The organism is Dechloromonas hortensis (assembly GCF_009469765.1).
In the GTDB taxonomy this organism is placed as follows: Bacteria; Pseudomonadota; Gammaproteobacteria; order Burkholderiales; family Rhodocyclaceae; genus Azonexus; species Azonexus hortensis.
On record NZ_SSSQ01000001.1, the window covers coordinates 276029 to 300113 of the forward strand.

Genomic DNA, 24085 nt, shown 5'->3' on the forward strand with positions numbered 1-24085 from the left:
CTCCTGGGCTTCAGGCCGCGCTATGGGCGGGGGCGATGGGCGCTTCATGCGGCGCGGCGGTATGCAGCTTGTGGCGCTTGTCCAGCGTGCGCAGCAGCACATAGAACACCGGGGTCAGGAAGAGGCCGAACAGGGTCACGCCGAGCATGCCGAAGAAGACGGCGATGCCCATCGCGTGGCGCATTTCCGAGCCGGCGCCGCTCGAGGTGACGAGCGGGATGACGCCCATGATGAAAGCGATCGAGGTCATCAGGATCGGCCGCAGGCGCAGCCGGCTGGCGTCGATCGCCGCCTGGAGCGGTGTCGCGCCCTGGATTTCCAGTTCGCGGGCGAACTCGACGATCAGGATGGCGTTCTTGCAAGCCAGCCCGACCAGCACCATCAGCCCGATCTGGGTGAAGATGTTGTTGTCGCCGCCGGTCAGCCAGACACCGGTCAGCGCCGCCAGGATGCTCATCGGCACGATCATGATCACCGCCAGCGGCAGGGTCAGGCTTTCGTACTGCGCGGCCAGGACTAGGAAGACGAGCAGCAGGCTGATCGGGAAGACCCAGATGCCGGCGTTGCCGGCCAGGATCTTCTGGTAGGTCAGATCGGTCCATTCGAAACGCACGCCGCGCGGCAGGGTTTCCGCCGCGATCCGCTCGACCGCCGCCTCGGCCTGGGCCGAGGAGTAGCCAGGGGCCGGGCCGCCGTTGATGTCGGCGGCGGTGTAGCCGTTGTAGCGGACGACCATTTCCGGGCCAAAGGTGGTACGAACCTTGACCAGCGAGGAGAGCGGCACCATTTCGCCCTGGTTGTTGCGCGTCTTCAGTTGCAGGATGTCCTCCGGATGGGCGCGGAACGGCGCATCGGCCTGGGCGCGGACCTGGTAGGTGCGGCCGAAGCGGTTGAAGTCGTTCACATAGAGCGAACCGAGGTAGATCTGCATGGTGTCGAAGACATCGGTCACCGAAACCCCCTGCTGCTTAGCCTTGACGCGGTCGAGATCAACGTCGAGCTGGGGCACATTGATCTGATAGCTGGAAAACATCGGCCCCAGCTCCGGCGTCTTGGCGGCGGCCGCCATGAAGGCGTTGGCGGCGTTGTTGAGTTCGCTATAGCCGATGGCGCCGCGATCCTCGATCTGCAGCTTGAAGCCGCCCACCGTGCCGAGGCCCATCACCGGCGGCGGCGGGAAGACGGCGATGAAGGCTTCCTGGATCGCCGAATACTTCTGGTTCAGCGCACCGGCGATGGCGCCGGCCGAGAGTTCCGGGCTTTGCCGTTCAGCGAAGGGCTTCAGCGTGACGAAGACGATCCCGGCGCTGGAACTGTTGGTGAAGCCATTGATCGACAGACCGGGAAAGGCGATGGTGCTTTCGACGCCGGGCTGGGCCAGGGCGACTTCGCCCATCTGGCGGATCACCGCCTCGGTGCGGTCGAGCGAGGCGCCGTTCGGCAATTGCGTGAAGCTGATCAGGTACTGCTTGTCCTGGGCTGGCACGAAGCCGCCGGGCACCAGGTAGGAGATGCCTACGGTCAACCCGAGCAAAACGGCATAAATGCCCATCGCCGACGCCTTGCGACCGATGACGCCACTGACGCCGCGGCCGTAGTTCTCGGAAGCGCGGCCGAAGAAGCGGTTGAAGGCGGCGAAGAAACGGCCGAAGTAACGGTTCATCTGCCGCGTCAGCCAGTCCGGCGCTTCCCCGTGGCTCTTGAGCAGCATGGCGGCAAGGGCCGGCGACAGGGTCAGCGAGTTGAAGGCCGAGATCACCGTCGAGATGGCGATGGTCATCGCGAACTGCTTGTAGAACTGGCCGGTCAGGCCGGTCATGAAGGCGAGCGGGACGAAGACGGCGACCAGGGTCAGCGCGATGGCGATGATCGGCCCGCTGACTTCGCGCATCGCCCGGTAGGTCGCTTCGCGCGGGGTCAGCCCGGCCTCGATGTTGCGCTCGACGTTTTCGACGACGACGATGGCGTCATCGACGACGATACCGATCGCCAGCACCATGCCGAACAGCGACAGGGCGTTGATCGAATAGCCGAAACCGAGCATCAGCGAGAAGGTACCGACGATGGAGACCGGCACGGCGAGCAGCGGGATGATCGAGGCGCGCCAGGTCTGCAGGAAGACGATCACCACCAGCACGACCAGCGCGATGGCTTCGAGCAGGGTATGGACGACGGCCTTGATGCTGGCCCGGACGAACTGGGTCGGGTCGTACTCGATGCGATATTCGACCGAAGCCGGGAAATCCTTTTCCAGTTCGGCCATGGTGGCGCGCACCTGGGCCGAAACGTCGAGCGCATTGGCGCCGGGCGACTGCATGATGCCCATGCCGATCGCCGGCTTGTTGTTGAGTAGCGAGCGCAGGCCGTATTCGGCGGCATCGAGCTGGACGCGGGCGACGTCGGCCAGGCGGGTGACGCTGCCGTCGGGCGAAGCCTTGAGGACGATGTCGCGGAACTCTTCTTCGCTTTGCAGGCGGCCCTGGGCATTGACCGAAAACTGCATCGGCGTGTCCGGCTGGCTGGGCGAAGCGCCGATCACGCCGGCGGCGACCTGGACGTTCTGCTCGCGAATGGCGCGCACCACTTCGCTGGCGGTCAACCCGCGCTGGGCGACCTTTTGCGGATCGAGCCAGACGCGCATGGCGTAATTGCCGGCGCCCCAGACCGAGACTTCGCCAACCCCCTGCAGGCGGGCCAGGCGGTCCTTGATGTTGAGCACCGCGTAATTGCGCAGGTAGGTGGCGTCGTACTTGTCGTCCGGCGAAATCAGGTGCACCACCAGGGTCAGCGTCGGCGAACTTTTCACCGTCGTCACGCCGAGGCGCTGGACATCCTCGGGCAGCCGCGGCAGGGCCTGCGAGACGCGGTTCTGGACCAGTTGCTGCGCCTTGTCGGGATCGACGCCGAGCTTGAAGTTGACCGTCACCGTCAGGTTGCCGTCGCTGTTGGCCTGCGACTGCATGTAGAGCATGTTCTCGACGCCGTTGATCGACTCTTCGAGCGGCGAGGCCACCGTCTCGGCGATCACCTTGGGGTTGGCGCCGGGATACTGGGCACGCACCACAACCGAAGGCGGCACGACTTCCGGGTACTCCGAAATCGGCAGCTGGAACAGGGCCAGCACGCCGGCCAGCAGCAGCAGGATGGAGAGCACGCCGGCGAAGATCGGCCGGTCGATGAAGAATTTTGAAATGTTCATGGCAGGGAGTCCTTAGCCCTTGGCCGCAGCCGGCGCGGCGCCGCCCATCGGCACGAGATTGGGGGTGACCGGGTCGCCCGGACGGACCCGTTGCAGGCCGTTGACGACGATGCGTTCGCCGGCCTGGAGGCCGCTTTCGACGACGCGCAGGCCGTCCTGCACGCTGCCCAGCCGGACTTCGCGATAGGCGGTCTGGTTGCCGTCGCCGACGACCAGCACGAAACGCTTGGCCTGGTCGGTGCCGACGGCCTTCTCGTCGATCAGCAGCGCGTCGCGCTGGCTGGCGCCGCCAAGCCGGATGCGGGCATAAAGGCCGGGCAGCAGTTTGCCGTCCGGGTTGTCGACCAGGGCGCGCAGGCGGATGGTGCCGGAGCTGCTGTCGAGGCGGTTGTCCACCGAACTCAGCTTGCCTTCGAGCGAGTAGCCCTCGTCGTCGGCCAGCCCGAGGTGGATGGGCAGGGCCTTGCCCTGGCTGCCGTTGACCACCTTCAGGTAGCTCTGCTCATCGACATCGAAGGCGGCGTAGATGCGGTCGGCCGAGACCAGCGAAGTCAGGGCAGGGCCGTTGCCGGGAGCGACCAGGTTGCCGACGGTGACTTCGGCGCGCGAGACGCGGCCGGCAATCGGCGCCGTGATGCGGGTGTATTCGAGATTGAGCTGGGCGACGTTGAGCGCCGCCTTGGCCGCCTGCAGATTGGCCTTGGCTTCGCGGGCGGCGTTCTGCTTCTCGTCGAAATCGCGGCGGGCGATGGCGTTCTCGGCCAGCAGGCGTTCGCCGCGCGCCAGGTCGCTGGCGGTGTAGGCAACGCGGGCATCCATCGCGGCCAATTGCGCTTCGGCGCGGGCGACTTCTGCCGCGAAGGGGCGCGGGTCGATGGTGAACAGCAGCTCGCCCTTCTTGACCAGGCTGCCGTCCTTGAAATGCACGGCGGTCAGAATGCCGGAGACCTGCGGGTGGATCTCGACCCGCTCGACCGCTTCGAGGCGGCCGGAGTATTGCTGCCATTCGGTGACGGCGCGGCTGGCGACTTCGGCGACATCGACCGTGGCGGCGGCGGGTGCGGCAGCCGCCGGGGCGGCGCCGGCCTGGCCGTGATAGACGGCAAGACCGCCGCCGAGACTGAACAGGCCGGCCAGGGCGGCGGCGAGAACGAGGCGTTTTTGGCGTTGGGGCATGATGAATCCTCTGGAGTTTTGAAAGTTGGGGTTCTGTCGTATTCGGGGAAGGCGGGCATCGTAAGGAGCGATGGCGGGAGGGCGGATGCCCATTGCTCGCTAATCCTTGCCTGTTGCTACAAATTCAATGGATGCGCCGGTGCCGCGCCATCCCACAGCCGACGACGCAGGAAATGGGCGATTTCGGCCAGGGCCGGCCGGTGAGCGGCCAAGCTGGCGTGGTTGATGCCGGCGAAGCGCACGACCTGGGTCGGCACGCCGGCCGCGATCAACGCCGCGGCGTATTTCTCGGCTTCGTTGTGCAGCACGTCGCATTCGGCGGTAACGATCAGCGCCGGCGGCAAACCGGCCTGGCGCACCGAGACCAACGGCGAAGCGTAGGGATGCAGGCGCTGGCGCGGCTGCGGCAGGTATTGGCGATAGCAGTCGGCGCAGGTCGCGGCGCTGAGGTCGGAATTGAGGCGGGCGCCATCGCCGAGCCGGCTCATGCTCGGGTCGAGCATCGGCCCGACCAGGGCCTGGGCGGCAATGGCCGGACCGTTGCGGTCGCGGGCGATCAGGGTCAGGGCGGCGGCCAGGTTGCCGCCGGCATCGTCGCCGGCCACCGCCAGCCGCAGCGGGTCGCCGCCCAGTTCGGCGGCATGTTCGGCCAGCCACAGCGCCGCGGCGTACGTATCTTCCGGCGCCGCCGGAAAAGGCCGGGCCGGGGCCAGCGCGTAATCGACGGCGACAACCAGGGCCGGCGTCTGTTCGGCGATAAAGGCAGCCGGCGCATCGGCGTCGTCCAGGCTGCCGCCGACGAAACCGCCGCCATGGCAATAGAGAACGACGGGCAGGACGACCGCCCCCCGGCTTGGCCGATACAGGCGCAGGGCGAGCGGCCCGGCCGGGCCGGAAATGCTCAGCTCTTGCGCTGGCAGCTGGGTTGTCGAGGTGCTGGTTGGCATCGCATCCGGGGCAGGTGGACCTGCCGAAAATTGGGATGGAGCTATTTTCTGTGTTGTCTGTGGCTGGATAAATACGCAAATCTCGACAATACTATTCAGCACCAGCAAACAATCGCAGTGACTCAGGAAGGACGACGATGGACCGTTTTCAAGCCATGCAGGTGTTCACCCGGGTGGTGGATGCCAACAGTTTCACCCGCGCCGCCGACAACCTCGGCCTGCCACGGGCGACGGTGACGACCATCATCCAGAACCTCGAAGCCCTGCTGCAGGTCCGCCTGCTCAACCGCACGACGCGGCGGATCAGCCTGACCCCGGACGGTGCCGCCTACTACGAGCACTGCGCCCGTATCCTCGGCGAGATCGAGGAAACCGAGTCCTCATTCCGCGATGTCGCGAACGGGCCGAAGGGGCGGCTACGGATCGACGTGCCCTCGCCGATTGGCCGCCTGATCCTGATTCCCCGGCTCAGCGAGTTCCACGCCCGCTACCCGGAAGTCGAGCTGGTCATCGGCATGGGCGACCGCATGGTCGACCTGGTGCGCGAGGCGGTCGATTGCGTGATCCGGGTCGGCGAGTTGCAGGATTCGACGCTGGTCGCCCGGCGTATCGGCGCCCTCAAGCTGATCAGCTGCGCCACGCCGGACTACCTCGAGCGCTACGGCGTGCCACAGGGCATCGACGACCTGCAGCACCATGTCGCCGTGCAATATTTCTCCCACCGCACCGGCCGCAACTTTGACTGGGACTTCATCGTCGACGGCCAGTCCGTACCGGTCGCGATGCGCGGCAACGTCTCGGTCAACGACATCGAAGCCTATGTCGCCTGCGCCTTGCAGGGCTTCGGCATGATCCAGACGGCGCGCTTCATGGTCCTGCCGCATCTCGAATCGGGGGCGCTGGTCGAAGTCTTGCCGCAGCTATCGCCGGCATCGATGCCGATCTCGGTGGCCTATATGCAGAACCGCCACCTGTCGGCCAAGGTCCGTGCCTTTGTCGACTGGGTGGCTGAGCTGTTCGGCGCCTGCCCCCTGCTCGGCGGCGTCGATCACGGCAGCGGCGAATGCAGCTACAACGCCAAGACCGGCTACAACACGTTCCGCACCGAGATCGCCTTTCAGAATATCGCGGAGCAAACCGGTTAGCCGCCACGCGGCCTGAACCTCGGCCGAAAAATCCGCACTAACTTGGAGTGCGCCTCTCTCGCTTGAGATGGGGAATGCCGCTTTGCAAAGGAGATGGACAATGGGCTCGCCTCCCGAGTTGATCCAGCTTTTTGATCCCGCCTCCAGTACCTACACCTACATCCTGTTTGATCAGGTGTCGCGCGAAGGCCTGATTATCGACCCGGTCGACGAACAACTCGAACGGGATCTCGCCGTGCTCGCTGAGCACGCCATCAAACTGGTCTGGGCGGTCGAAACGCATGGCCACGCCGACCATATCACCAGCGCCTGGCTGTTGGCCGAGCACACCGGAGCGCGCACGGCAGCACCGGCCGGCTGCGGCATTACGACCGCCGCCATGCAGATCAAGGATGGCGACGTGCTGTCCTTCGGCCAGGAACAAATCCGAGCCCTCCACACCCCCGGCCACACCGCCGGCAGCACCTGCTATCTCTGGCGGAACCATGTCTTTACCGGCGACACGCTGTTGATCAACGCCTGCGGCCGAACCGATTTCCAGTCCGGCAGTCCGGAAGCGCTCTACGACAGCCTGACCCGGGTGCTCTTTGCGCTGCCCGACGCAACGACCGTCTGGCCGGGGCATGACTACCAGGGCCGCAGCAACACGACGATCGGCGCGGAAAAACGGAGCAACGTCCGGATTGCCGGAAAAACCAAAGCGGAATTCGTCGAGCTGATGAACTCCCTGAACCTGCCGCGCCCCCGCCGAATCGACGAAGCCGTACCAGCCAACCTGACCTCGGGCCACCGCCACGATGCCGGCGGCGGCGAACTGCATGGCGTTCGCCCCGCCAACAGCTACGCCGGAGACATCTCGCCGCAACTCGCCTACCAATGGTGGCAAGCCGGTGACGCTGTCTTGATCGACGTGCGTAGCGATGCCGAACGCGAGTGGGTCGGCTTTGTGCCCGGCGCCGTGGCGCTGCCCTGGAAACAATGGCCGGGCATGGCAGTCAACGCCGGCTTTGCCGATGGACTGGTCCTGGCCGTTCCGGCCGGCAAGAAAGCCCTCATGCTCTGCCGCAGCGGCGTCCGCTCAATCGCCGCCGCGATCTGCGCGACCGAACTCGGACTTGAGGCCTACAACATCCTCGAAGGCTTCGAAGGCGAACCCGACGAACACGCCCACCGGGGGTGCAAGGGCGGCTGGCGCTACCACGGCTTGCCTTGGCGGCAAGGGTAGTCGGCAACGGATTCCGGCATCTTCGCTTCGGCGCCCGGCCCAAGGCTGCCTTGCAGTGACTGCCGCATCAGATGCGCCCGACCAATCAGATCAGTTGCCCGCCCAGCAGTTTTTGGTTGGCCTGAAATTCGGCCCGGGCAGACGTTGAGCTTTCATTTTGTCTATTACTGCAATGCGTCAGTAATCCGACGAACAAGCGGAACTGCTTGCCAAAAATTCTGTCACATATGGAAGTTATGTCAATTTCGTTAAATATATAACGTGGCGTGATGAGTTTTTGTGGATCGGAAGGCGATCAGGTATTGAGGGGGGAGCAGATGCGTGAAAACAGGAAAACATGGAGATTCTCACTCAGCCTGATTTTTTTGGTCGTTTGGACAGGTGCATGGGCGAACACCCTGCGTGTCGTCACCGATAACAATTACCCTCCTTATGTATTTCAAGGTCAAGGTGGTCAGATCGAGGGGTATGTAGTCGACATTTGGAAACTCTGGGAGAAAAAAACAGGGGTCAAAGTCGAATTCACGGCGATGCAATGGTCTGAGGCGCAACGCACTCTGCTGGACGGCGGGGCTGATGTCATAGACATGATATTTCGCACCCCGGTAAGGGAGAAGCTCTATGACTACTCCCCCTCATATGCAAAGCTACCGGTGGGCATTTACGTGCACCCGTCGATTAATGGGATTGTCGATGCCAATTCGATGCAGGGCTTTTCGGTCGCCGTTCAACGAGGTGACGCCTGCATCGACAAACTGACCAGTTTGGGGGTGGTCAATCTTAAAGCTTTTCCCAATTACGAATCCATTCTGGCGGCTGCGCAATCCGGCAGCATCAAGATGTTTTGCATGGATGAGGAACCCGCTAATTATTTCCTCTACCTTTATAGCGACCGGATTCGATTCGCTAAAGCCTTTACCCTTTACGAGGGTGAGTTTCATTGGGCGGTAGCAAAAGGTAATGCTGGAACCTTCGAAATGGTCAGCAAGGGGATGCAAGCCATCACCACTGCCGAACGGGAAGCGCTGCGGGCAAAGTGGTTCAAGTATCCGATTCAATTTAAGCCCTACCTGCAAATCGCGTTTGCCGTGATCGGCGTTACGCTGTTGGTTCTCTTTGCCGGCTATGTGTGGATTCGCGCACTGCGCCGTGCTGTAGCGATAAAAACAGCGGAAATCCGATTGAATAATGAGCTACTGAAAAAAACTGCGGGTCAGTTGGCAATTGAGAAGGCGCAATTACGGACAATCTTCGATAACAGTCCTGACGCCATGGTGCTCAAGGACAATCGTGGTGTCTATGTCGATTGCAACGCCGTTTTTCTTTCTATGACCGGGAGTCCTCGCGAGCAGGTCATCGGTTCAACCGACAAGGAAATTTTTCCTGACCAGGATTTCGTTGCAGGCGTAAGGGGGCGCGATCAGGAAGTTTTGCAGGGCGGTAATCCAATTAGGTACGAGACAACTGTGGCAAATGCCTCCGGTGAGGTCGTAGAACTGGAAGTCATCAAAATACCGTTTGCCGCCAACGGAAATGAACAGGCAGGTATCCTCGCTGTGGCCCGCGACGTCACCGAGCGTCGCCGGGCCGAACGCGAGTTGCGAATTGCAGCCGTAGCCTTCGAGAGCCATGACGGCATGATCATTACGGACCGCAACGCGATTATAGAAAGGGTCAATAGGGCATATACCCGGATTACCGGCTTCAGCGCCACGGAGGCCATTGGGCAGACGCCACGACTCGTCAAATCGGGGCTGCACGAACCGGGTTTCTATCAGGAGATGTGGCGCCAACTGGAATCAGAAGGTTACTGGACCGGTGAGATTACCGACAGGCACCGGAGCGGGAACTTGTTTGTGGCCCGTATATCCATCACGGCGGTACGAGATGAAAGGGATAACGTCATCCATTTTGTAGCCAGCCTTCAGGATGTCACTGCAGAGAAGCAAGCTCGCGAGCTGGCCAATCATCTCAAGTTGTTCGACCAGCTTACCGATCTGCCGAATCGTTCTTTGTTCGAAGACCGACTGGCCCATGCGCTGCATAACAGCGAAAAGCAGCAAGAACTTGGTGCTGTCATCATGCTGAACCTGGATTTCTTTCAGAAGATCAACGATGCGCTCGGCCATGCATTGGGGGATCAGTTGCTTGTCGAGATGGCGCACAGAATCCGCCTGGTTTCGCAAGAGGCTGAGACGCTGTGCCGCTTCAGCGGCGACAGCTTCATGCTGATGCTCGAATATTTGGGAGCAGACCCTAGCGCAGCGGCTAGTCGCGCTTTGGCCATATCCGACAAAATTCGACAGAGGATAGCCGAACCGCTAAGTCTGAATGGCCTACAGCTGGTTTGTACGGCATCCATAGGGGTTACGTTGTTCTTCTGCCAACGCACCAGCGTGGAGACGCTACTGCGTCAAGCCGAGATGGCCATGTACAAGAGCAAGAAAGGCGGCAGGAACACAGTATCTTTCTTTGAGCAAGCTCTCCAGTCTGAGACGGAACGGCGCCATTGGATGGAAAATGAACTGAGGGAAGCCATCTCGAACAAGCAACTTGAGCTTTACTATCAAGTTCAGGTTGACGCCAGCGAACGACCGATTGGTGCCGAGGCCCTGATACGCTGGATTCATCCAGAGCGCGGCGTGATCCCGCCAAGTGAATTCATTCCGCTTGCGGAAGAAACCGGGCTGATACTGGCTATCGGCTCGTGGGTCATAGAGGCAGCCTGCAATCAACTCTTACGCTGGACCCTGCATGATGACCTGCGTTCATTGAGACTTGCCGTCAACGTCAGTCCGAGGCAGTTCAATTCGGATCGTTTCGTCGAGGACATCGAAGACGAACTGAAGCGAACTGGAATTGATGCGACCAAACTGAAACTGGAAGTGACTGAAAGCTTGGCGATCGATGATTTCGACAAGTCTATCGCCAAGCTGCAAAAGCTCAGAGAGTGCGGTTTCCACATTTCTATCGATGACTTCGGGACCGGAAATTCCTCATTGCGGTATTTGACTAGGCTACCGATTACGCAACTCAAGATCGACAAATCATTCGTCGACAATCTGCCATCAAATCGACGCGACGGTATGCTGGCTCAAGCCATCATCGCAATGGGGCGTGGCCTGGGACTCGATGTGATTGCCGAAGGAGTCGAAACACCCGATCAGAAAGCATATCTTGAGGCCCACGGATGCCATGCCTACCAAGGCTATCTGTTTGGCAAACCATTGCCGTTAGCTGAATTCGAAGCGGCGTTGCGTGAAATGAATGAAGGAGCGGCACGACCATGATGCTTCATTGCCCCCCTGAGTCATGGTCCAGCGGTCTGCTGAAGGCACTTGTGCTTTGCCTGCTAATGCTTGGTCAGCCTGCGCAGGCTGTCACCTTGGTGATTGCGACTGTTGATAACGGACAGATGCTGCAACTGCAGGAACTCAGCAGCGATTTCAAGAAGGCCCACCCGGATATCCGGATTCGCTGGCTAACGCTCAGTGAAAACGAGTTGCGTCGCTATGTCAGTGCCGACATTGACACCCAATCCGGGCAAATCGACGTCATCACCGTCGGCATGTACGAAGTTCCCATCTGGGCCCAGCGTGGATGGCTGCGGGAAATCAAGCCGGATTCCAACTACGGCGTGGATGATTTGCTGCCAAACATCCGCGAAGGGCTGTCGAGTGACAAGAAACTTTATGCTGCCCCCCTTTACGGTGAAAGTTCAATTCTCATGTTCCGTCAGGATTTGATGGACAAAGCCGGACTCAAGATGCCAGCGAGGCCGAGTTGGGCTGACGTGGCGAAGCTCGCTGCAAAACTGAATGATCCTGCCAATGGCGTACACGGGATTTGTCTGCGTGGAAGCCCCGGTTGGGGCGAAAACGTCACCTTGGTGACGACGATGGTAAATGCCTTTGGTGGGCAATGGTTTGACATGGGATGGCGGCCGCAACTTGACAGCGAGCCTTGGCGGAAGGCTGTTGAGTTTTACATCGACTTATTGCGTAAATATGGCCCAAAGAATGCCGCATTGATGGGGTACAACGAAAATCTCGCTTTGTTTCGGGCTGGGAAATGTGCAATGTGGGTAGACGCGAGTGTGGCCGCAGGGTTTGTTTCCGATCCGCAGAACGGACCATGGGCAAAAACGGTAGGCTTTGCGCCATCCCCTTCTGCCATGACTGCCAAGGGCTCTCAATGGCTATGGTCATGGGCATTAGCTATACCGGGGACGATTGACGCCTCTCGGGAAGCGGCCGCTCAGCAGTTCATCAGTTGGGCGACATCACGTGAATACGTGAAGCTGGTTGCATCCAAATACGGTTGGCGAATGGTGCCATCTGGAACGCGTAAATCTACCTACCTTGTACCGGAGTTTCGGAAAGCCGCTCCATGGGCAAGTTTGGAACTTGAATCTATCAACTCTGCAAATCCACGAGACGCCACATTGCTCCAAAGCCCTTATATGGGAGTGCAATTTGCCGTTATTCCGGAATTTCGTTTCATCGGAGATGTTCTGGGAAAGTTGATCGCAGAGGCTCTAACCGGTCAAATTAGCATTGACCAAGCACTCTCCAAGGGACAATACACCGCAAAGCGCCAGATGGTTCTCGGCGGTTACTTGAAAGCAGCAGACTAAGATCAGGCTGAAAAACCTTCACTAACCCAATTACGACCATCGATGTCCAACGCGAAGCACAACTGTACGTCGGATTGCCGCCTCATTCCCGACATAGACGAAGTGCGGGCCTAAGGTCGGCTTAGGGTGATCAACAGCCCACAGAAGCATTTCGGTAACCGGCTGGATGTTGGCCGAAGCTTCCAGTCACCTGCCTCGCTTCAACAACCAGTGGGACGCAAATCGCTGACATCAAGGATACGTACGGTGCAGCCCGGCTTTCCTATGGCTTCCCAAGTTGAGCCGAAGCTCAATCATTGATGAAGAACATCGCCGAAAACGGTGTATTCGCCATCCTTGCGGTCGAGGCCGGGCGCGTCGTAAAGCACCAGCCAACTTGGCGTTTGCGAGGCGAGCTCGGTTGGCAATTGGCAAAGTGCCTCTGCACGATTGGTGCCGTGCCCGTGGGGCAGGGATAGCATTTCGTTCAGGGCGGCTTCGAAACGTACCGGTTCGTGGTTGGTGGCGAGCAGGGGCTTGGCGTTCGGCCATTTGAAGACGCGGATATCACCATCCAGCACCATCGTCGGCCCGGCCAGGATGTAGAGGTCATCACCGGAAAAATGCAGATCCCGAATCCCGAGCCCTTCCAGTTGCAGGAAATGCTTGCGGATCAGGCTGCCGCTACCATCCAGTGGCGCCAGCCGCAGTTCTTCGCCCTTGGTTTCGAGCGCAATTTCGAGCAGCGCAGACCAACCGCGCAAGACCGGGCCACGCAGCCCGAGCAGCAAGCGCTTGCCGTCCACCGCCAGCCCTTCGATATCGAAGCCATTATCTTTGCCGGGTATGGCCATGTACGGCCCGAAATGAGGGTCATCCGCCAAAGCCTCGGTAAGCAGGTTGGATTCGGCATCCCCTTTCAGCCGTCGTGCCAGGCGACCATCTTTGGTCTCTCGAACAAGGCAGGGCTTACCGGCGTCATCCATTTCAATTGGCAGGCAGGCCAACAGGCGGCGGTTGCCGTCGAGCGTGACCTTGGCCAGCCGCTTGGCGTTTTCGGCGTTGTCCCGATCACTTTTCGCATTCTTGCGCTTGAGCCCATGCGAGCCCACTACCCAAAGGTAGCCGTCAGCCACGGCCATGCCTTCGAGGTCGGCTTCCTCGTCCGCAGCGCCGGGCAAGTCCAGCAGTTCCGACAGCGGAAAGCTCAGCCCATCGCCGAAGCGCAGCAATTCGCTTCCTGCTGGATCAAGGCGGCACAGGCGGTCGATGCTGCAGGCCTCGTCGCCGGCGACCCACAAGCATTCACCGGAAAACGCAGCGCCGGAAAGATTGGTATGAACCAAAGCCTCCGGCGGAAAATCCAGACGAATGGCATTTTTAATAAGTTTTTTTGGCATGCTATTTGTCTTTCCTTAAGGGGCTTCCCGCTCGGGAACAAAAGCCAATTGGCAAGTATTCGACTCAACTTGGCGTTTAAGTTCCCCCGGTTGCACGACTACTGTTTGAATTGGCAAACAGGAAAAAAACAGCGGGTTTGTGATTTCAAGTAGCCAATCGTCGGCTCGGCCTGTTCACACAAATAGCCCGCCCAGCCGCCCCCGGAACTCGCCCCGCGCCTGCTGTCTAAGTCGTTGTACCCGACCATCGCCGTAGTTCCGGCGTGGATCTCAGCGTTTCCGGCGGGTCAAGGAGGTTGATCATGTTGATGTCTCAAATTCCCGGCATGCTCGTTTCCGAAAAAACGGGCTGGGAAGATATTGATCGCTCGCATTTCTCGGCGCGCTGGTTCTTGAAGAGCCTGGTGATGCCGATGGCGCTGTTGCCACCGGTGCTCTATGCCTTCGCTGAACTGGTTCACCCGGGCGTCGTCTTCCCGCTTTCGGTCCCGGCCCTGACGCCGATGCAGCTCGTCGTGTCGGGCGTCGTTTTCTATGGCGCGCAGATTCTGATGGTCGGCTACATGGCCATGCTCCTGCAGCGCATTTCGATGAGCCGCGACCACGATCCCGGCTACGACAGCGCCTACGCGCTGGCCGCCATTGCGCCGGCTCCGCTGTGGCTGGCTTCACTGTCGTTGCTGGTGCCGAGCTTGGGCTTCGTCCTGGCAGTCGGCGCGGCGGCGTGGGTTGCCTCGATCATGCTGATCCGGCACGGCGTTGGCCCGCTGTTCCACATCGAAGACAAAACGAAGGCGCACTACATCGCCAACATGGCGATCGGCGCCGGCATCCTGGCCTGGATCGCCTTGCTGGTGGTCAGCGCCATGGCGCTCAGCATGATGCTGGGGGTCTGGTCGACGATGATGTAGGTGGAGCGGCCCACTACTGAGCAAAAATGCTCAGGAATCGAGGTCGACCGCAGCCATCCAGGCTTCGTAGCCGCCTTTCAGCGGGCGGACCGAGAGATAGCCTTCCTTGAGCAGGCGGCGTGCCGCCTGTACGGCGCCGGCGTCTTCCGGACAGGCGCAGAGGGTGACGATGGGCCGGTTGCGCGGCCAGTCGCCGACCGCATCGAGCAAGCGATCGTGTTCGGCGACGGTGGCACCGACGATCGGCCCGGTTTCGGCCACCATGCTGTGGCCGCGCAGATCGAGGACGAGCGGCGGTTGCTCGCCGGCCATCGCGGCCAGCAGTTCATCCGGCGTGATGTGCGGCACGGCCGAGAACTGCCGGAAGCGGTATTTCTGCCACAGTTTCCAGCCCAGCCAGACAACGAGCAGGCCGCCGACCACGCTCAGCGCATTGCCGGCGTGGCGGTCGAGTAGGGCAATGGCGCGCTGCACTTCCTGGCGCAGCACCCAGCCAGCGCCCAGCGCCAGCCCGGCCCACAAGGCGGCACCGGCTGCGGCGGCGAGCAGGAAGCCGGGCAACGCCATCCGCAAGGAGCCGGCAATCGGCGGCGCCACCGTCGAGAAGCCGGGAATGAACTTGGCGATGACCAGCGAGCCGAGGCCCCAGCGGACAAAGCGGGATTCGGTCTGGCTGACGCAGGAGCCGGGGTTGATCGACAGCTTGCAGAGGCCGGACAGGACGCGATAGCCATAGGCCCGCCCGGCCAGGTACCAGATCCAGTCGGCAATGACCGAGGCGACGATGGCCGCCGCCAGGACCTTGCCCCATTGCCCGGAACTGACGGCCAGGCTGCCGGCCAGCAGCAGGGTCGGCACGGCCGGCACGGGGAGACCGATCTGCTGCAGCAGCACGTTGAGAAAGACGACCCAGACGGCATCGCGCTGCAGGGATTCGCTGAGCTGGGAGATGTCCATCGGGAGCGCCTTTCGCGGCTGTTAAGGGTTGCGGCTTTACGGGGGAATAATCCCCCGTTACGACCGTCCACCGCAAGCTTGGTTCACAAGGAACGCACTGCCGCCGCCTCGAACTTGCCGGCTTGGTAGTCGCGCATCGCTTCGTGCAACTGCGCACCGGTATTCATCACGAACGGTCCGACCTGGGCGATCGGCTCGTTCAGCGGTTGCCCGGCGATGATCAGCAGGCGGCTATCCTCAGTCGCTTCGACGCAGAGTTCCGGCGCGCCGTTGTTGGTGAGAATGGCCATGTGACGATCCGGCACCGCCACCCCGCCGATGCTGACGCTGCCCCGGTAGGTGTAGGTGAAGGCGTTGTGCCCGGCGGCAATCGGCTGCACGAAGCGACTGCCGGCAGGCAGGTGCACGTCGAGATAGAGCGGCTCGGTATCCGGACGCTGGACGGCGCCTTCCACCCCGTGACTGGCCCCGGCAATGACCCGAACGCGCACGTCGTCCGGGCTGACATATTCCGGAATGGCGGCCGGCGGAATGTCGCGATAGCTCGGCGCGATCATCTTGTTCTTGGCCGGCAGGTTGAGCCAGAGCTGGAAACCTTCCATCAGCCCCTCTTCCTGCTCGGGCAGTTCGGAATGGATCAGGCCGCTGCCAGTCGTCATCCACTGGGCGCCGCCCGGGCCGAGCAGGCCTTCGTTGCCGACGCTGTCGTGATGGCGCATGCGGCCGGCGATCATGTAGGTGACCGTCTCGAAGCCGCGGTGCGGGTGATCGGGGAAACCGCCGATGTAGTCGTCCGGATTCTCGTTGCGGAAAGCGTCGAGCATCAGGAAGGGGTCGAGGCGGCGTTGCAGGTTCTGGGTCAGCACGCGGGTCAGGCGCACGCCGGCGCCATCGGAAGTCGGCATGCCCTGGACGAGGCGTTCGACGGTGCGGAAAGTTTGTGTCGTCATGATGCGGCTCCTGATCGGTATTGCGGAAAGGTGGCGCCGGCTGCGGCAGCCGGCACCCCTGATGACTGTTTAGGCAAACAAGGCGCCGAGATGTGCCTCGGCTTCGGCAAAGGCCTTGCTCGCCGCATCGGCGCCCATCGCCAGGCCTTCGGCGTAGATGAACTCGACGTCGGTCAGGCCGAGGAAGGCGAGCACGCTCTTCAGGTAAGGCACCTGTGAATCGGCCGGGGTGTCGCGGTAGAGGCCGCCGCGGGCCAGCGCGACGTAAACCTTCTTGCCCTTGAGCAGGCCTTCCGGACCGTTGGCGGTATAGCGGAAGGTGACGCCGGCCCGGGCAATGGCGTCGATCCAGGTCTTCAACTGAACCGGCACGCCGAAGTTGTACATCGGCACGCCGAGCACGATGGCATCGACCGCCTGGACCTGGGCGATCAGCGCGTCGTCGAGGGCGACCCGGGCGGCCTGCTCCGGCGTCCGCTGGTCGACCGGCGTGAACAAGGCGCCCAGTGCCGGTTCGTCGAGCACAGGGTGCGGATGGCTGGCCAGATCGCGCAGCTCGACGCTGGCGTGCGGATTTTGGGCGAGCAGGCGGGCCGTCACGGCATCGGCCAGGCGGGTCGAGTTGGCACCGGCAGAGCGGGCGCTGGCGTTGATTTGCAGGATTTTCATGATCGTGTTCTCCAGTTCGGGGTGGGGTTCGAGGTCAGTGTTGCCGAGACCATGGAGTGAATTCTATTGGTCGCAGCGGTGGTCCGGAAGCCGTTGAAATGGGTATCATTGTTCCAAATATGGAACATTAAGGATGAGCATGAGCCTCGATGCCAACGATCTGATCCTCTTCGCCCACATCATCGAGACGGGCAGCTTCGCCCGCGCCGCCGAGCGGACCGGTCTGCCGAAATCGACGCTGTCGCGGCGCATCACGCAACTCGAAACAAAGCTCGGCGAACGCCTGCTGACGCGCAGCACGCGACGGCTGACGATTACCGAATTCGGCGAACGGATCCTCGACCATGCCAAGCGCCTGCTTGAGGAAACCGAAGCCGCCTCGGCCATGGCCCAGCACCGCCAGGGCATGCCGCGCGGCGTGCTGCGCGTGTCGCTGCTGCCGGATTTCGCCGAACTCGACCTGACGCCGCTGCTGCTCGAATACGCCAGCAGCTATCCGGAAGTGCGCCTCGAACTCGATCTGTCGCCGCGCCGGGTCGATCTGATCGCCGAACGGTTCGACCTCGCCATCCGCGCCGCCAGCCGCCTGCCCGACGACAGCACGCTGGTCGCCCGCAAACTCTGCGAACTGCAAAACGGCCTCTACGCCAGCCCGGCCTACCTGCAGCGCTATGGCGAACCCGGCACGCCGGCCGAACTGCCCCGGCACGCCGGCCTCGGCATGATCGGCGGCACCGGCGACGCCCTGCCCTGGCGCCTGAGCCGCGGCGCCGAGCTCTGGGAAGGCACCCCGCACGGCCCGCTGGCCGCCAATTCGCCCAGCCTGCAGCGCGACCTGGCAACGCACGGCATGGGCATCGTCGGCCTGGCCGACCGTTTTGCCACCCCCTGGGTCGAGCGCGGCCTGCTCAAGCGCATCCTGCCCGACTGGCAACTGCCCGGTGTCACCATCTGGTCGGTAATGCCGGGCCGCCGGCTGGTGCCGGCCCGGACCACGGCTTTCATCGAAATGCTGCGGTCGACCCTCGCCAGAGGGCAATAATCCGGCGAAAAAAAAGCGGAACCGGCAATCGGTTCCGCTTTGGTTTGGCCACCGGCCCCGTCGCTCAACGGGCCAGCTTGTGGGCCGCTGCCGCCTCTTCGCGGACCCGCTTCGCTTCGTCGAGCAGGTACTGCTGGTAGTCGTCGAGGTCGCCGTCGTACGGCGCGACGCCGCCCTTGGAGACCAGCCAGAACTCGTCGCAGACCGAACGGAGCAGGGCGCGGTCGTGGCTGACCAGCATCACGGTGCCTTCGAACTCGTTGAGGGCGACGGCCAGCGCTTCGCGGGTGTTGAGGTCGAGGTGGTTGGTCGGCTCGTCCATCAGCAACAGGTTGGGGCGTTGCCAGACCAGCATGCACAGCACCAGACGCGCCTTCTCGCCGCCGCTCATGGTACCGACCGCCTGCTTGACCATCTCGCCACCGAAATTGAAGGTGCCGAGGAAATTGCGCAGTTCCTGCTCGCGGCCCGGCACGTTGCTGCGCCCGGCGGCGATGGCTTCCTTGGCGAGGCGCACCATGTGTTCGAGCGGCGTGTCCTGCGGCCGCAGCACGTCGAGTTCCTGCTGCGCGAAGTAGCCGATGCTCAGCCCCTTGCCTTCGGTGACCTCACCGCTCACCGCCTTGAGGTCGCGGGCGATGGTCTTGACCAGCGTCGACTTGCCCTGGCCGTTGGCGCCGAGGATGCCGATGCGCTGGCCGGCCTGCACCGAGCGGTTGATGCCGCGCACGATGACGGTCGGCGGCGTGCCGGCCGGGGCGTCTTCGGGCGGCGGATAGCCGATCGCGACATCGACCATCGACAGCATCGGGTTGGGCAGGTTCTGCGGCTCCTGGAACTCGAAAGTGAATTCGGCATCGGCCAGCACCGGCGCGATCTTCTCCATCCGTTCCAGCGCCTTGACCCGGCTCTGCGCCTGCTTGGCCTTGCTGGCCTTGGCCTTGAAGCGGTTGATGAAGGACTGCAGGTGGGCGATCTTGTCGGCCTGCTTGGCCATCGCCGCCTGTTGCAGCAGCATCTGCTCGGCGCGCATGTCTTCGAACTTGCTGTAGTTGCCGCCATAGCGGACCAGCTTGGCGTTGTCGATGTGCAGCGTGACGCCGGTGATGGCGTCGAGGAATTCGCGGTCGTGGCTGATCATGATCAGCGTGCCCGGGTAGCGCTTCAACCAGGCTTCGAGCCAGACCAGGGCGTCGAGGTCCAAGTGGTTGGTCGGTTCGTCGAGCAGCATGATGTCGGACGGGCACATCAGGGCGCGCGCCAGTTGCAGGCGCATCCGCCAGCCGCCGGAGAAGCTGTCGACCGGGTTGTTCAGTTCGGAAACCTTGAAGCCGAGGCCGAGGATCAACGACTGGGCGCGCGCTTCGGCATCGTGCTCGCCGGCGTCGTTGAGCGCCATGTAGGCTTCCGCCATGCGCATGCCGTCGTCGCTCGCTTCGGCGTCGTGCACCTCGTTGCGGGCAGCGAGCAGCGTCGTGTCGCCGTCGATGACGAAGTCGGTCGCGCTCTGCGCCGTTTCCGGCATGTCCTGCGCCACCTGCGCCATGCGCCACTGCTTGGGAATCGAATAGTCGCCGCCATCCTCATGCAGCGTGCCGTTGAGCAGCGCGAACAGCGTGGACTTGCCGGCCCCGTTGCGGCCGACCAGGCCGATCTTTTCACCGGGATTGATGGTGACCGAGGCCTTGTCCAGCAGCACCTTGGAAACCCGGCGCAGCGTGACGTTCTTGAGGATGATCATGAGAAATTCTTTTCTTCAGGTGGGCCAATGGCCCGGTATTCAGGCAGCGGAACTGCCGGGGTCGATGTCGCCATCGAGATAGAACCAGCGGCCGTCCTCGCGGACGAAGCGGCTGGTTTCGTGCAAACGATGACCACGCCCCGCCACCCGGTAACGGGCGACGAATTCGACGATGGCGTGCTGCGCGTCCTGCTGCTGGTGCCGTTTGACGTCGAGGCCCAGCCACTTGGTGCCGGCCTCGTCGCTGAGGTCGAGTTCGGCCGGCCGGGTCGAGGCGTGCCAGGTCGCCAGCAGGTAATCCGCCAAACCGAGCACGAAGGCGCTGTAGCGCGAACGCATCAGCGCCTCGGCGGTCGGGGCATTTTCGCCCTTTTCATGCAGTCGACCGCAGCACTCGGCATAACGCCTGCCGCTGCCGCAGGGGCAGGCGTCGCCGGCTTTCACGGCGTGTCGACGACTTCGCCGCCGAGCGCTTCGATCAGTTGCGGCAGGAAGCGGGCAAATTCGCCGGTCATCAGCGCGAAATCGGCATCGAACTGCTCGTCGGCCCGTTCGGCGCTCTTCTCGGCCTCATCCTTCAACAGGTCCAGGAAGGCGAGACGCTTGATTTCCATCTTTTCGCCAAGCACGAAGGAAATGCGGTCGTCCCAGGTCAGCGCCAGCTTGGTCGGCAACTTGCCGCTGGCCAGGTGGGCCTTGATCTCGCCGCTGATCTCGTCGCCGTCGAGTGGGTGGCGGACGTAGCGGACGGCCGCCTTTTCCTCGCCGACCGCCTTCAGTTCACAGTCGCGGTCGATGGTGAAACCGGCCGGAGCATCGCCGCCGGCCAGCCAGTCGGCCATCGCGCTCTGCGGCGAAACCTGGGTATGGACCATGGAGAGCGGGAACTCGTCGAGGCACTGGCGCAGATGCTCGATCACTTCCTCGGCCTTGGCCGGGCTGGCCGCATCGACGCAGAACCAGCCGTTCTGCGGATCGACCCAGACGTAGGTGGTGCGGCGGCGGGTGAAGGCGCGCGGCATCAGTTCCTCGGTGACGCGGTCGCGCAGGTCCTTCAACTGCTTGCGGCCCGGCGCGTAGCCCTGCTGGGCTTCCATCGCCTCGGCCCGTTCCTTGACCTCCTCATTGACCACAGAGGACGGCAGCAGGCGCTGTTCGACGCTGAGCGCAATCATCCACTGGCGGCCAAGCGAGAAGACCAGCGCGCCGTCACGGCGCGGCGAGACCCAACCGCGCGACATTGGCTGGTTGCTCGGGCATTTGACGAAAGGGGCGCGCGCCAGTTGTTCCTCGAACTTGGCGAGGTCGATGTTCCACGGCGTCGGCAGACGGTAAAGCTGAAGATTCTTGAACCACATAATTCCGGACTCTTAAAAAAGGTTGCTAACCACCCAGCGGTCACGCTGGGCCAGGTTTTCGAGGCCCTTCAGGGCTTCGACGGTGGCGCCCTGACGGTTGGCATGGGCGAGAAAATCGTCCAGCGCCGGCGCCAGCGGGAGGTCGGCGGCGCGCCATTCGCTGTCGAAGCGCGCCCGCGTGCAGCGGCTGACCGTCAAGCGCCCGGCCTTCATCGGCACCAGCCGGACGTTCTGGCCATCGTGTCGAATGACGATGGCGCTGGTCCGCTCGGCATTCAAAACGAGCATCGGGTATTCCTGAGACAAATCGGGGCGAGAGTTTAACAGCCCGGCCAACTCGCGACGACCGTGAGGCATTTCACAGGCGATTTTAATGCGCGCCCTTATGCTCGATCCCAACAAATACAAACCTGCTCGGGGAGCCCTCTGATGAAAAAACTGCCGCTCAAAAGCCTGCTCGGTGCCGCTGCCTGCCTCGTCGCCGCCACCGCTTCGGCCACCCCGGTACTGCTCATGGAAAGCGGCCTGACCAACGGCCAATCGACCACCAGCCTGATCCTGCCGATCCAGTCCGGCGCCGCCAACTACTGGGCCGGCCTGCAAACCCTGAGCATCGACAACGCCATCGGCGCCCTCGCCTTCTGCGTCGATCCCTGGGAATGGTCGCCGACCACCAAGCAGAGCTACCTGACCAGCAGCCTCGACGGCGTTTTCGGCACGACCAAGGCCAACTACATCCGCGAGCTGTATTCCGAGTCCTACGCCAGCACGCTGAAGCTCAACAATGGCGGCGCCAACGCCGCAGCCGCCTTCCAACTCGCCCTCTGGGAAATCGTTGCCGACGGCGACCTGAAGCTGGATGGCAGCGGCCTGGTCCGCACCACCAACCAGACGACGCAGAACCTGGTCTCGCTGGCGAACGGCATGCTGAACCAGATCGACGGGCAATTCGGCAGCAACAATTACAGCTTCACCTTCTATACCAGCGGCAAATCGGGTGGCGTTGGCAGCAGCGCCGGCTACCAGGACTATCTGGTCGCCACCCAGCTGCCGGCCAGCCTCGCCGCCAACGCTGTTGATGAACCGGGCAGCGCCCTGTTGCTGGCTACCGCCCTCGGCGGCCTCGGGCTGTTCGGCCGGCGCCGCAAGGCGAAGCCGGCCTGATTCCGATACTCCGGAAGCTCAGCGCTTCCGGAAAATGACGTCCCAGACGCCGTGGCCGAGACGCAGGCCGCGGTTTTCGAACTTGGTCAGCGGCCGGTATTCCGGCCGCGGCGCAAAACCGGCCAGGCCTTCGGCACGGTCGGCTTCGAGTGCGGCGGCCAATTCTGCGGTCGACGGGTTGGCGACGCTGTTTTCCAGGCTGGGCTCGCGTCCCAGGACGTCGAGCATCTGCAAGGCGTAGTTTTCCCAGTCGGTGGCGCAATGAATGTAGCCGCCCGGCTTGAGGCGCGAGGCGAGCAGCGCAACGAAGGGCGACTGGATCAGGCGACGCTTGTTGTGGCGCGTCTTGTGCCACGGATCGGGGAAAAAGATGTGAATGCCGGCGAGAGAACCTTCCGGCAACATGTCGCGGACGATTTCCACGGCATCGTGCTGGCCGATGCGCAGGTTCTTCAGCTCGCGCTCGGCAATCTGCTTGCACAGCGCGCCGACGCCCGGCACATGCACTTCGAGGCCGAGGTAATCGATCTCGGGATGCGCCGCGGCGATCTTCGCCGTCGTCTCGCCCATGCCGGTGCCGATTTCCAGCACTTTCGGGTTATCGCGACCAAAGAAGGCGTTCAGGTCCACCGGCTGCGGCGCATAGACCAGGCCGATCTTCGGCATCATGTCGGCGTAGAAACGCTGCTGCGCTTCCGACATGCGGCCGGCCCGACGCACAAAGCTCTTGATGTGGCCATGGCCTTCGCGGCCGCTTTCGTAGACGCCTTCGGCGCCGCTTTCAATCAGGGGGGCGTTGCTCATGAGCCGATCAGTCCGGAAGTCGGCGACGACGGGTCGGCCGAGTAGTATTTGCGAGCCATGCGGCCGGCCAGGAAAGCCTCGCGACCCGCTTCGATGCCCTTTTTCATGGCGCTGGCCATCAGTACGGGATTTTTGGCGTGGGCGATGGCGGTGTTCATCAGCACGCCGTCGCAGCCCAGCTCCATCGCGATGGTCGCGTCCGATGCGGTGCCGACGCCAGCATCGACGATGATCGGCACCTTGGCGTTGTCGATGATCAGGCGCAGGTTCCACGGGTTGACGATGCCCATGCCGGAACCGATCAGCGAAGCGAGCGGCATCACCGCGACGCAGCCGATTTCTTCCAGCATCTTGCACTGGATCGGGTCGTCGGCGCAGTAGACCATGACCTGGAAACCTTCCTTGACCAGCGTTTCGGCGGCCTTCAGGGTTTCCGGCATGTTCGGGAAGAGGTTGGTCGGATCGCCGAGCACTTCCAGCTTGCACAGCGGGTGGCCGTCGAGCAGCTCGCGCGCCAGGCGCAGCGTGCGCACGGCGTCGTCGGCGGTGTAGCAGCCGGCGGTGTTGGGCAGGATGGTGAATTGCGACGGCGGAATGGCGTCGAGCAGGTTGGGCTGGCTGGCGTCCTGGCCGATGTTGGTGCGGCGGATGGCGACGGTGACGATTTCGGCGCCCGAGGCGTCGATGGCGGCGCGCGTTTCGGCGAAATCCTTGTACTTGCCGGTGCCGACCAGCAAGCGGGAACGGTACGCCTTGCCGGCGATGGTCAGTTGATGCATGGA

At 62.6% G+C, this 24085-nt stretch carries 20 protein-coding genes; 7 read left to right on the top strand and 13 right to left on the bottom strand.

What is annotated here, in order from left to right; translation table 11 throughout:
- Positions 1–10 precede the first annotated feature (10 nt).
- The 3 genes from GH663_RS01355 to GH663_RS01365 form a co-directional block, all read right to left on the bottom strand.
- Complete coding sequence (locus GH663_RS01355; protein WP_153129944.1) at positions 11–3199, bottom strand: efflux RND transporter permease subunit; 3189 nt, start codon at positions 3197–3199, stop codon at positions 11–13.
- A 12-nt stretch (positions 3200–3211) separates the two neighbouring features.
- Positions 3212–4375 (bottom strand): efflux RND transporter periplasmic adaptor subunit, encoded by a 1164-nt coding sequence (locus tag GH663_RS01360; protein WP_153129945.1) that lies wholly within the window; start codon positions 4373–4375, stop codon positions 3212–3214.
- A 116-nt stretch (positions 4376–4491) separates the two neighbouring features.
- Positions 4492–5322, bottom strand: coding sequence for an alpha/beta hydrolase (locus GH663_RS01365; protein WP_153129946.1), 831 nt, complete (start codon positions 5320–5322; stop codon positions 4492–4494).
- A gap of 137 nt (positions 5323–5459) precedes the next feature.
- Here GH663_RS01365 and GH663_RS01370 point away from each other — a divergent pair, with 137 nt between their 5' ends.
- From GH663_RS01370 to GH663_RS01385, 4 genes are all read left to right on the top strand, one after another.
- Positions 5460–6467: a LysR family transcriptional regulator gene (locus tag GH663_RS01370; RefSeq protein WP_153129947.1), complete on the top strand. Its 1008-nt coding sequence runs from the start codon at positions 5460–5462 to the stop codon at positions 6465–6467.
- A gap of 100 nt (positions 6468–6567) precedes the next feature.
- Positions 6568–7692 carry an MBL fold metallo-hydrolase gene (locus GH663_RS01375; protein ID WP_153129948.1) on the top strand — a complete coding sequence of 375 codons (1125 nt, stop codon included), beginning with the start codon at positions 6568–6570 and terminating at the stop codon, positions 7690–7692.
- Between the two features lie 317 nt (positions 7693–8009).
- Positions 8010–10982 carry an EAL domain-containing protein gene (locus GH663_RS01380; protein WP_153129949.1) on the top strand — a complete coding sequence of 991 codons (2973 nt, stop codon included), beginning with the start codon at positions 8010–8012 and terminating at the stop codon, positions 10980–10982.
- Entirely contained in the window at positions 10979–12328 is a 1350-nt protein-coding gene (locus GH663_RS01385) for an ABC transporter substrate-binding protein (RefSeq protein ID WP_211371036.1), read from the top strand. Before GH663_RS01380 ends, GH663_RS01385 begins: the two co-directional genes overlap by 4 nt.
- 293 nt (positions 12329–12621) lie before the next feature.
- On the opposite strand, the gene GH663_RS01390 is transcribed toward GH663_RS01385, so the two are convergent.
- Positions 12622–13707 carry a DUF3616 domain-containing protein gene (locus GH663_RS01390; protein WP_153129950.1) on the bottom strand — a complete coding sequence of 362 codons (1086 nt, stop codon included), beginning with the start codon at positions 13705–13707 and terminating at the stop codon, positions 12622–12624.
- Between the two features lie 302 nt (positions 13708–14009).
- Between GH663_RS01390 and GH663_RS01395 the strand changes: the two genes are divergently transcribed.
- Positions 14010–14618: a YIP1 family protein gene (locus GH663_RS01395; RefSeq protein WP_153129951.1), complete on the top strand. Its 609-nt coding sequence runs from the start codon at positions 14010–14012 to the stop codon at positions 14616–14618.
- Between the two features lie 30 nt (positions 14619–14648).
- Here the strand turns inward: GH663_RS01395 and GH663_RS01400 are convergent, their stop codons facing one another.
- From GH663_RS01400 to GH663_RS01410, 3 genes are all read right to left on the bottom strand, one after another.
- Entirely contained in the window at positions 14649–15575 is a 927-nt protein-coding gene (locus GH663_RS01400) for a VTT domain-containing protein (protein ID WP_153129952.1), read from the bottom strand.
- A gap of 83 nt (positions 15576–15658) precedes the next feature.
- The gene (locus tag GH663_RS01405; RefSeq protein WP_153129953.1) at positions 15659–16525 is read right to left on the bottom strand and encodes a pirin family protein; all 867 of its coding nucleotides are present in this window, start codon (positions 16523–16525) and stop codon (positions 15659–15661) included.
- 69 nt (positions 16526–16594) lie between these two features.
- Entirely contained in the window at positions 16595–17194 is a 600-nt protein-coding gene (locus tag GH663_RS01410; protein WP_153129954.1) for an FMN-dependent NADH-azoreductase, read from the bottom strand.
- A 139-nt stretch (positions 17195–17333) separates the two neighbouring features.
- Between GH663_RS01410 and GH663_RS01415 the strand changes: the two genes are divergently transcribed.
- Positions 17334–18236 (top strand): LysR family transcriptional regulator, encoded by a 903-nt coding sequence (locus GH663_RS01415; RefSeq protein WP_153129955.1) that lies wholly within the window; start codon positions 17334–17336, stop codon positions 18234–18236.
- A gap of 64 nt (positions 18237–18300) precedes the next feature.
- Here the strand turns inward: GH663_RS01415 and GH663_RS01420 are convergent, their stop codons facing one another.
- The 4 genes from GH663_RS01420 to GH663_RS01435 are packed head-to-tail and all read right to left on the bottom strand — an operon-like array spanning position 18301 to position 21623.
- Positions 18301–19977 (bottom strand): ABC-F family ATP-binding cassette domain-containing protein, encoded by a 1677-nt coding sequence (locus GH663_RS01420; RefSeq protein WP_153129956.1) that lies wholly within the window; start codon positions 19975–19977, stop codon positions 18301–18303.
- A 39-nt stretch (positions 19978–20016) separates the two neighbouring features.
- Positions 20017–20421, bottom strand: coding sequence for a YchJ family protein (locus GH663_RS01425; protein WP_153129957.1), 405 nt, complete (start codon positions 20419–20421; stop codon positions 20017–20019).
- A complete protein-coding gene (locus GH663_RS01430; protein ID WP_153129958.1) occupies positions 20418–21335 on the bottom strand; it encodes a recombination-associated protein RdgC in 918 nt (305 codons plus the stop codon). Before GH663_RS01430 ends, GH663_RS01425 begins: the two co-directional genes overlap by 4 nt.
- 12 nt (positions 21336–21347) lie before the next feature.
- On the bottom strand, positions 21348–21623 hold the full coding sequence (locus tag GH663_RS01435; protein WP_153129959.1) for a hypothetical protein: 276 nt from the start codon (positions 21621–21623) through the stop codon (positions 21348–21350).
- 141 nt (positions 21624–21764) lie between these two features.
- Between GH663_RS01435 and GH663_RS01440 the strand changes: the two genes are divergently transcribed.
- Positions 21765–22499, top strand: a complete 735-nt coding sequence (locus GH663_RS01440) for a hypothetical protein (protein ID WP_153129960.1) — start codon at positions 21765–21767, stop codon at positions 22497–22499.
- Between the two features lie 18 nt (positions 22500–22517).
- On the opposite strand, the gene trmB is transcribed toward GH663_RS01440, so the two are convergent.
- Together trmB and GH663_RS01450 are read right to left on the bottom strand one after the other, a co-directional pair.
- Positions 22518–23303, bottom strand: coding sequence for a tRNA (guanosine(46)-N7)-methyltransferase TrmB (trmB, locus tag GH663_RS01445; protein ID WP_153129961.1), 786 nt, complete (start codon positions 23301–23303; stop codon positions 22518–22520).
- Positions 23300–24082: a thiazole synthase gene (locus GH663_RS01450; protein ID WP_066887182.1), complete on the bottom strand. Its 783-nt coding sequence runs from the start codon at positions 24080–24082 to the stop codon at positions 23300–23302. Before GH663_RS01450 ends, trmB begins: the two co-directional genes overlap by 4 nt.
- Positions 24083–24085 lie beyond the last annotated feature (3 nt).

Excerpts from the sequence above, each read along its gene's own strand:
- GH663_RS01355 (WP_153129944.1), bottom strand. The coding sequence starts at position 3,199 with ATGAACATTTCAAAATTCTTCATCGACCGGCCGATCTTCGCCGGCGTG.
- GH663_RS01360 (WP_153129945.1), bottom strand. The coding sequence starts at position 4,375 with ATGCCCCAACGCCAAAAACGCCTCGTTCTCGCCGCCGCCCTGGCCGGC.
- GH663_RS01365 (WP_153129946.1), bottom strand. The coding sequence starts at position 5,322 with ATGCCAACCAGCACCTCGACAACCCAGCTGCCAGCGCAAGAGCTGAGC.
- GH663_RS01370 (WP_153129947.1), top strand. The coding sequence starts at position 5,460 with ATGGACCGTTTTCAAGCCATGCAGGTGTTCACCCGGGTGGTGGATGCC.
- GH663_RS01375 (WP_153129948.1), top strand. The coding sequence starts at position 6,568 with ATGGGCTCGCCTCCCGAGTTGATCCAGCTTTTTGATCCCGCCTCCAGT.
- GH663_RS01380 (WP_153129949.1), top strand. The coding sequence starts at position 8,010 with ATGCGTGAAAACAGGAAAACATGGAGATTCTCACTCAGCCTGATTTTT.
- GH663_RS01385 (WP_211371036.1), top strand. The coding sequence starts at position 10,979 with ATGATGCTTCATTGCCCCCCTGAGTCATGGTCCAGCGGTCTGCTGAAG.
- GH663_RS01390 (WP_153129950.1), bottom strand. The coding sequence starts at position 13,707 with ATGCCAAAAAAACTTATTAAAAATGCCATTCGTCTGGATTTTCCGCCG.
- GH663_RS01395 (WP_153129951.1), top strand. The coding sequence starts at position 14,010 with ATGTTGATGTCTCAAATTCCCGGCATGCTCGTTTCCGAAAAAACGGGC.
- GH663_RS01400 (WP_153129952.1), bottom strand. The coding sequence starts at position 15,575 with ATGGACATCTCCCAGCTCAGCGAATCCCTGCAGCGCGATGCCGTCTGG.
- GH663_RS01405 (WP_153129953.1), bottom strand. The coding sequence starts at position 16,525 with ATGACGACACAAACTTTCCGCACCGTCGAACGCCTCGTCCAGGGCATG.
- GH663_RS01410 (WP_153129954.1), bottom strand. The coding sequence starts at position 17,194 with ATGAAAATCCTGCAAATCAACGCCAGCGCCCGCTCTGCCGGTGCCAAC.
- GH663_RS01415 (WP_153129955.1), top strand. The coding sequence starts at position 17,334 with ATGAGCCTCGATGCCAACGATCTGATCCTCTTCGCCCACATCATCGAG.
- GH663_RS01420 (WP_153129956.1), bottom strand. The coding sequence starts at position 19,977 with ATGATCATCCTCAAGAACGTCACGCTGCGCCGGGTTTCCAAGGTGCTG.
- GH663_RS01430 (WP_153129958.1), bottom strand. The coding sequence starts at position 21,335 with ATGTGGTTCAAGAATCTTCAGCTTTACCGTCTGCCGACGCCGTGGAAC.
- GH663_RS01435 (WP_153129959.1), bottom strand. The coding sequence starts at position 21,623 with ATGCTCGTTTTGAATGCCGAGCGGACCAGCGCCATCGTCATTCGACAC.
- GH663_RS01440 (WP_153129960.1), top strand. The coding sequence starts at position 21,765 with ATGAAAAAACTGCCGCTCAAAAGCCTGCTCGGTGCCGCTGCCTGCCTC.
- trmB (WP_153129961.1), bottom strand. The coding sequence starts at position 23,303 with ATGAGCAACGCCCCCCTGATTGAAAGCGGCGCCGAAGGCGTCTACGAA.
- GH663_RS01450 (WP_066887182.1), bottom strand. The coding sequence starts at position 24,082 with ATGCATCAACTGACCATCGCCGGCAAGGCGTACCGTTCCCGCTTGCTG.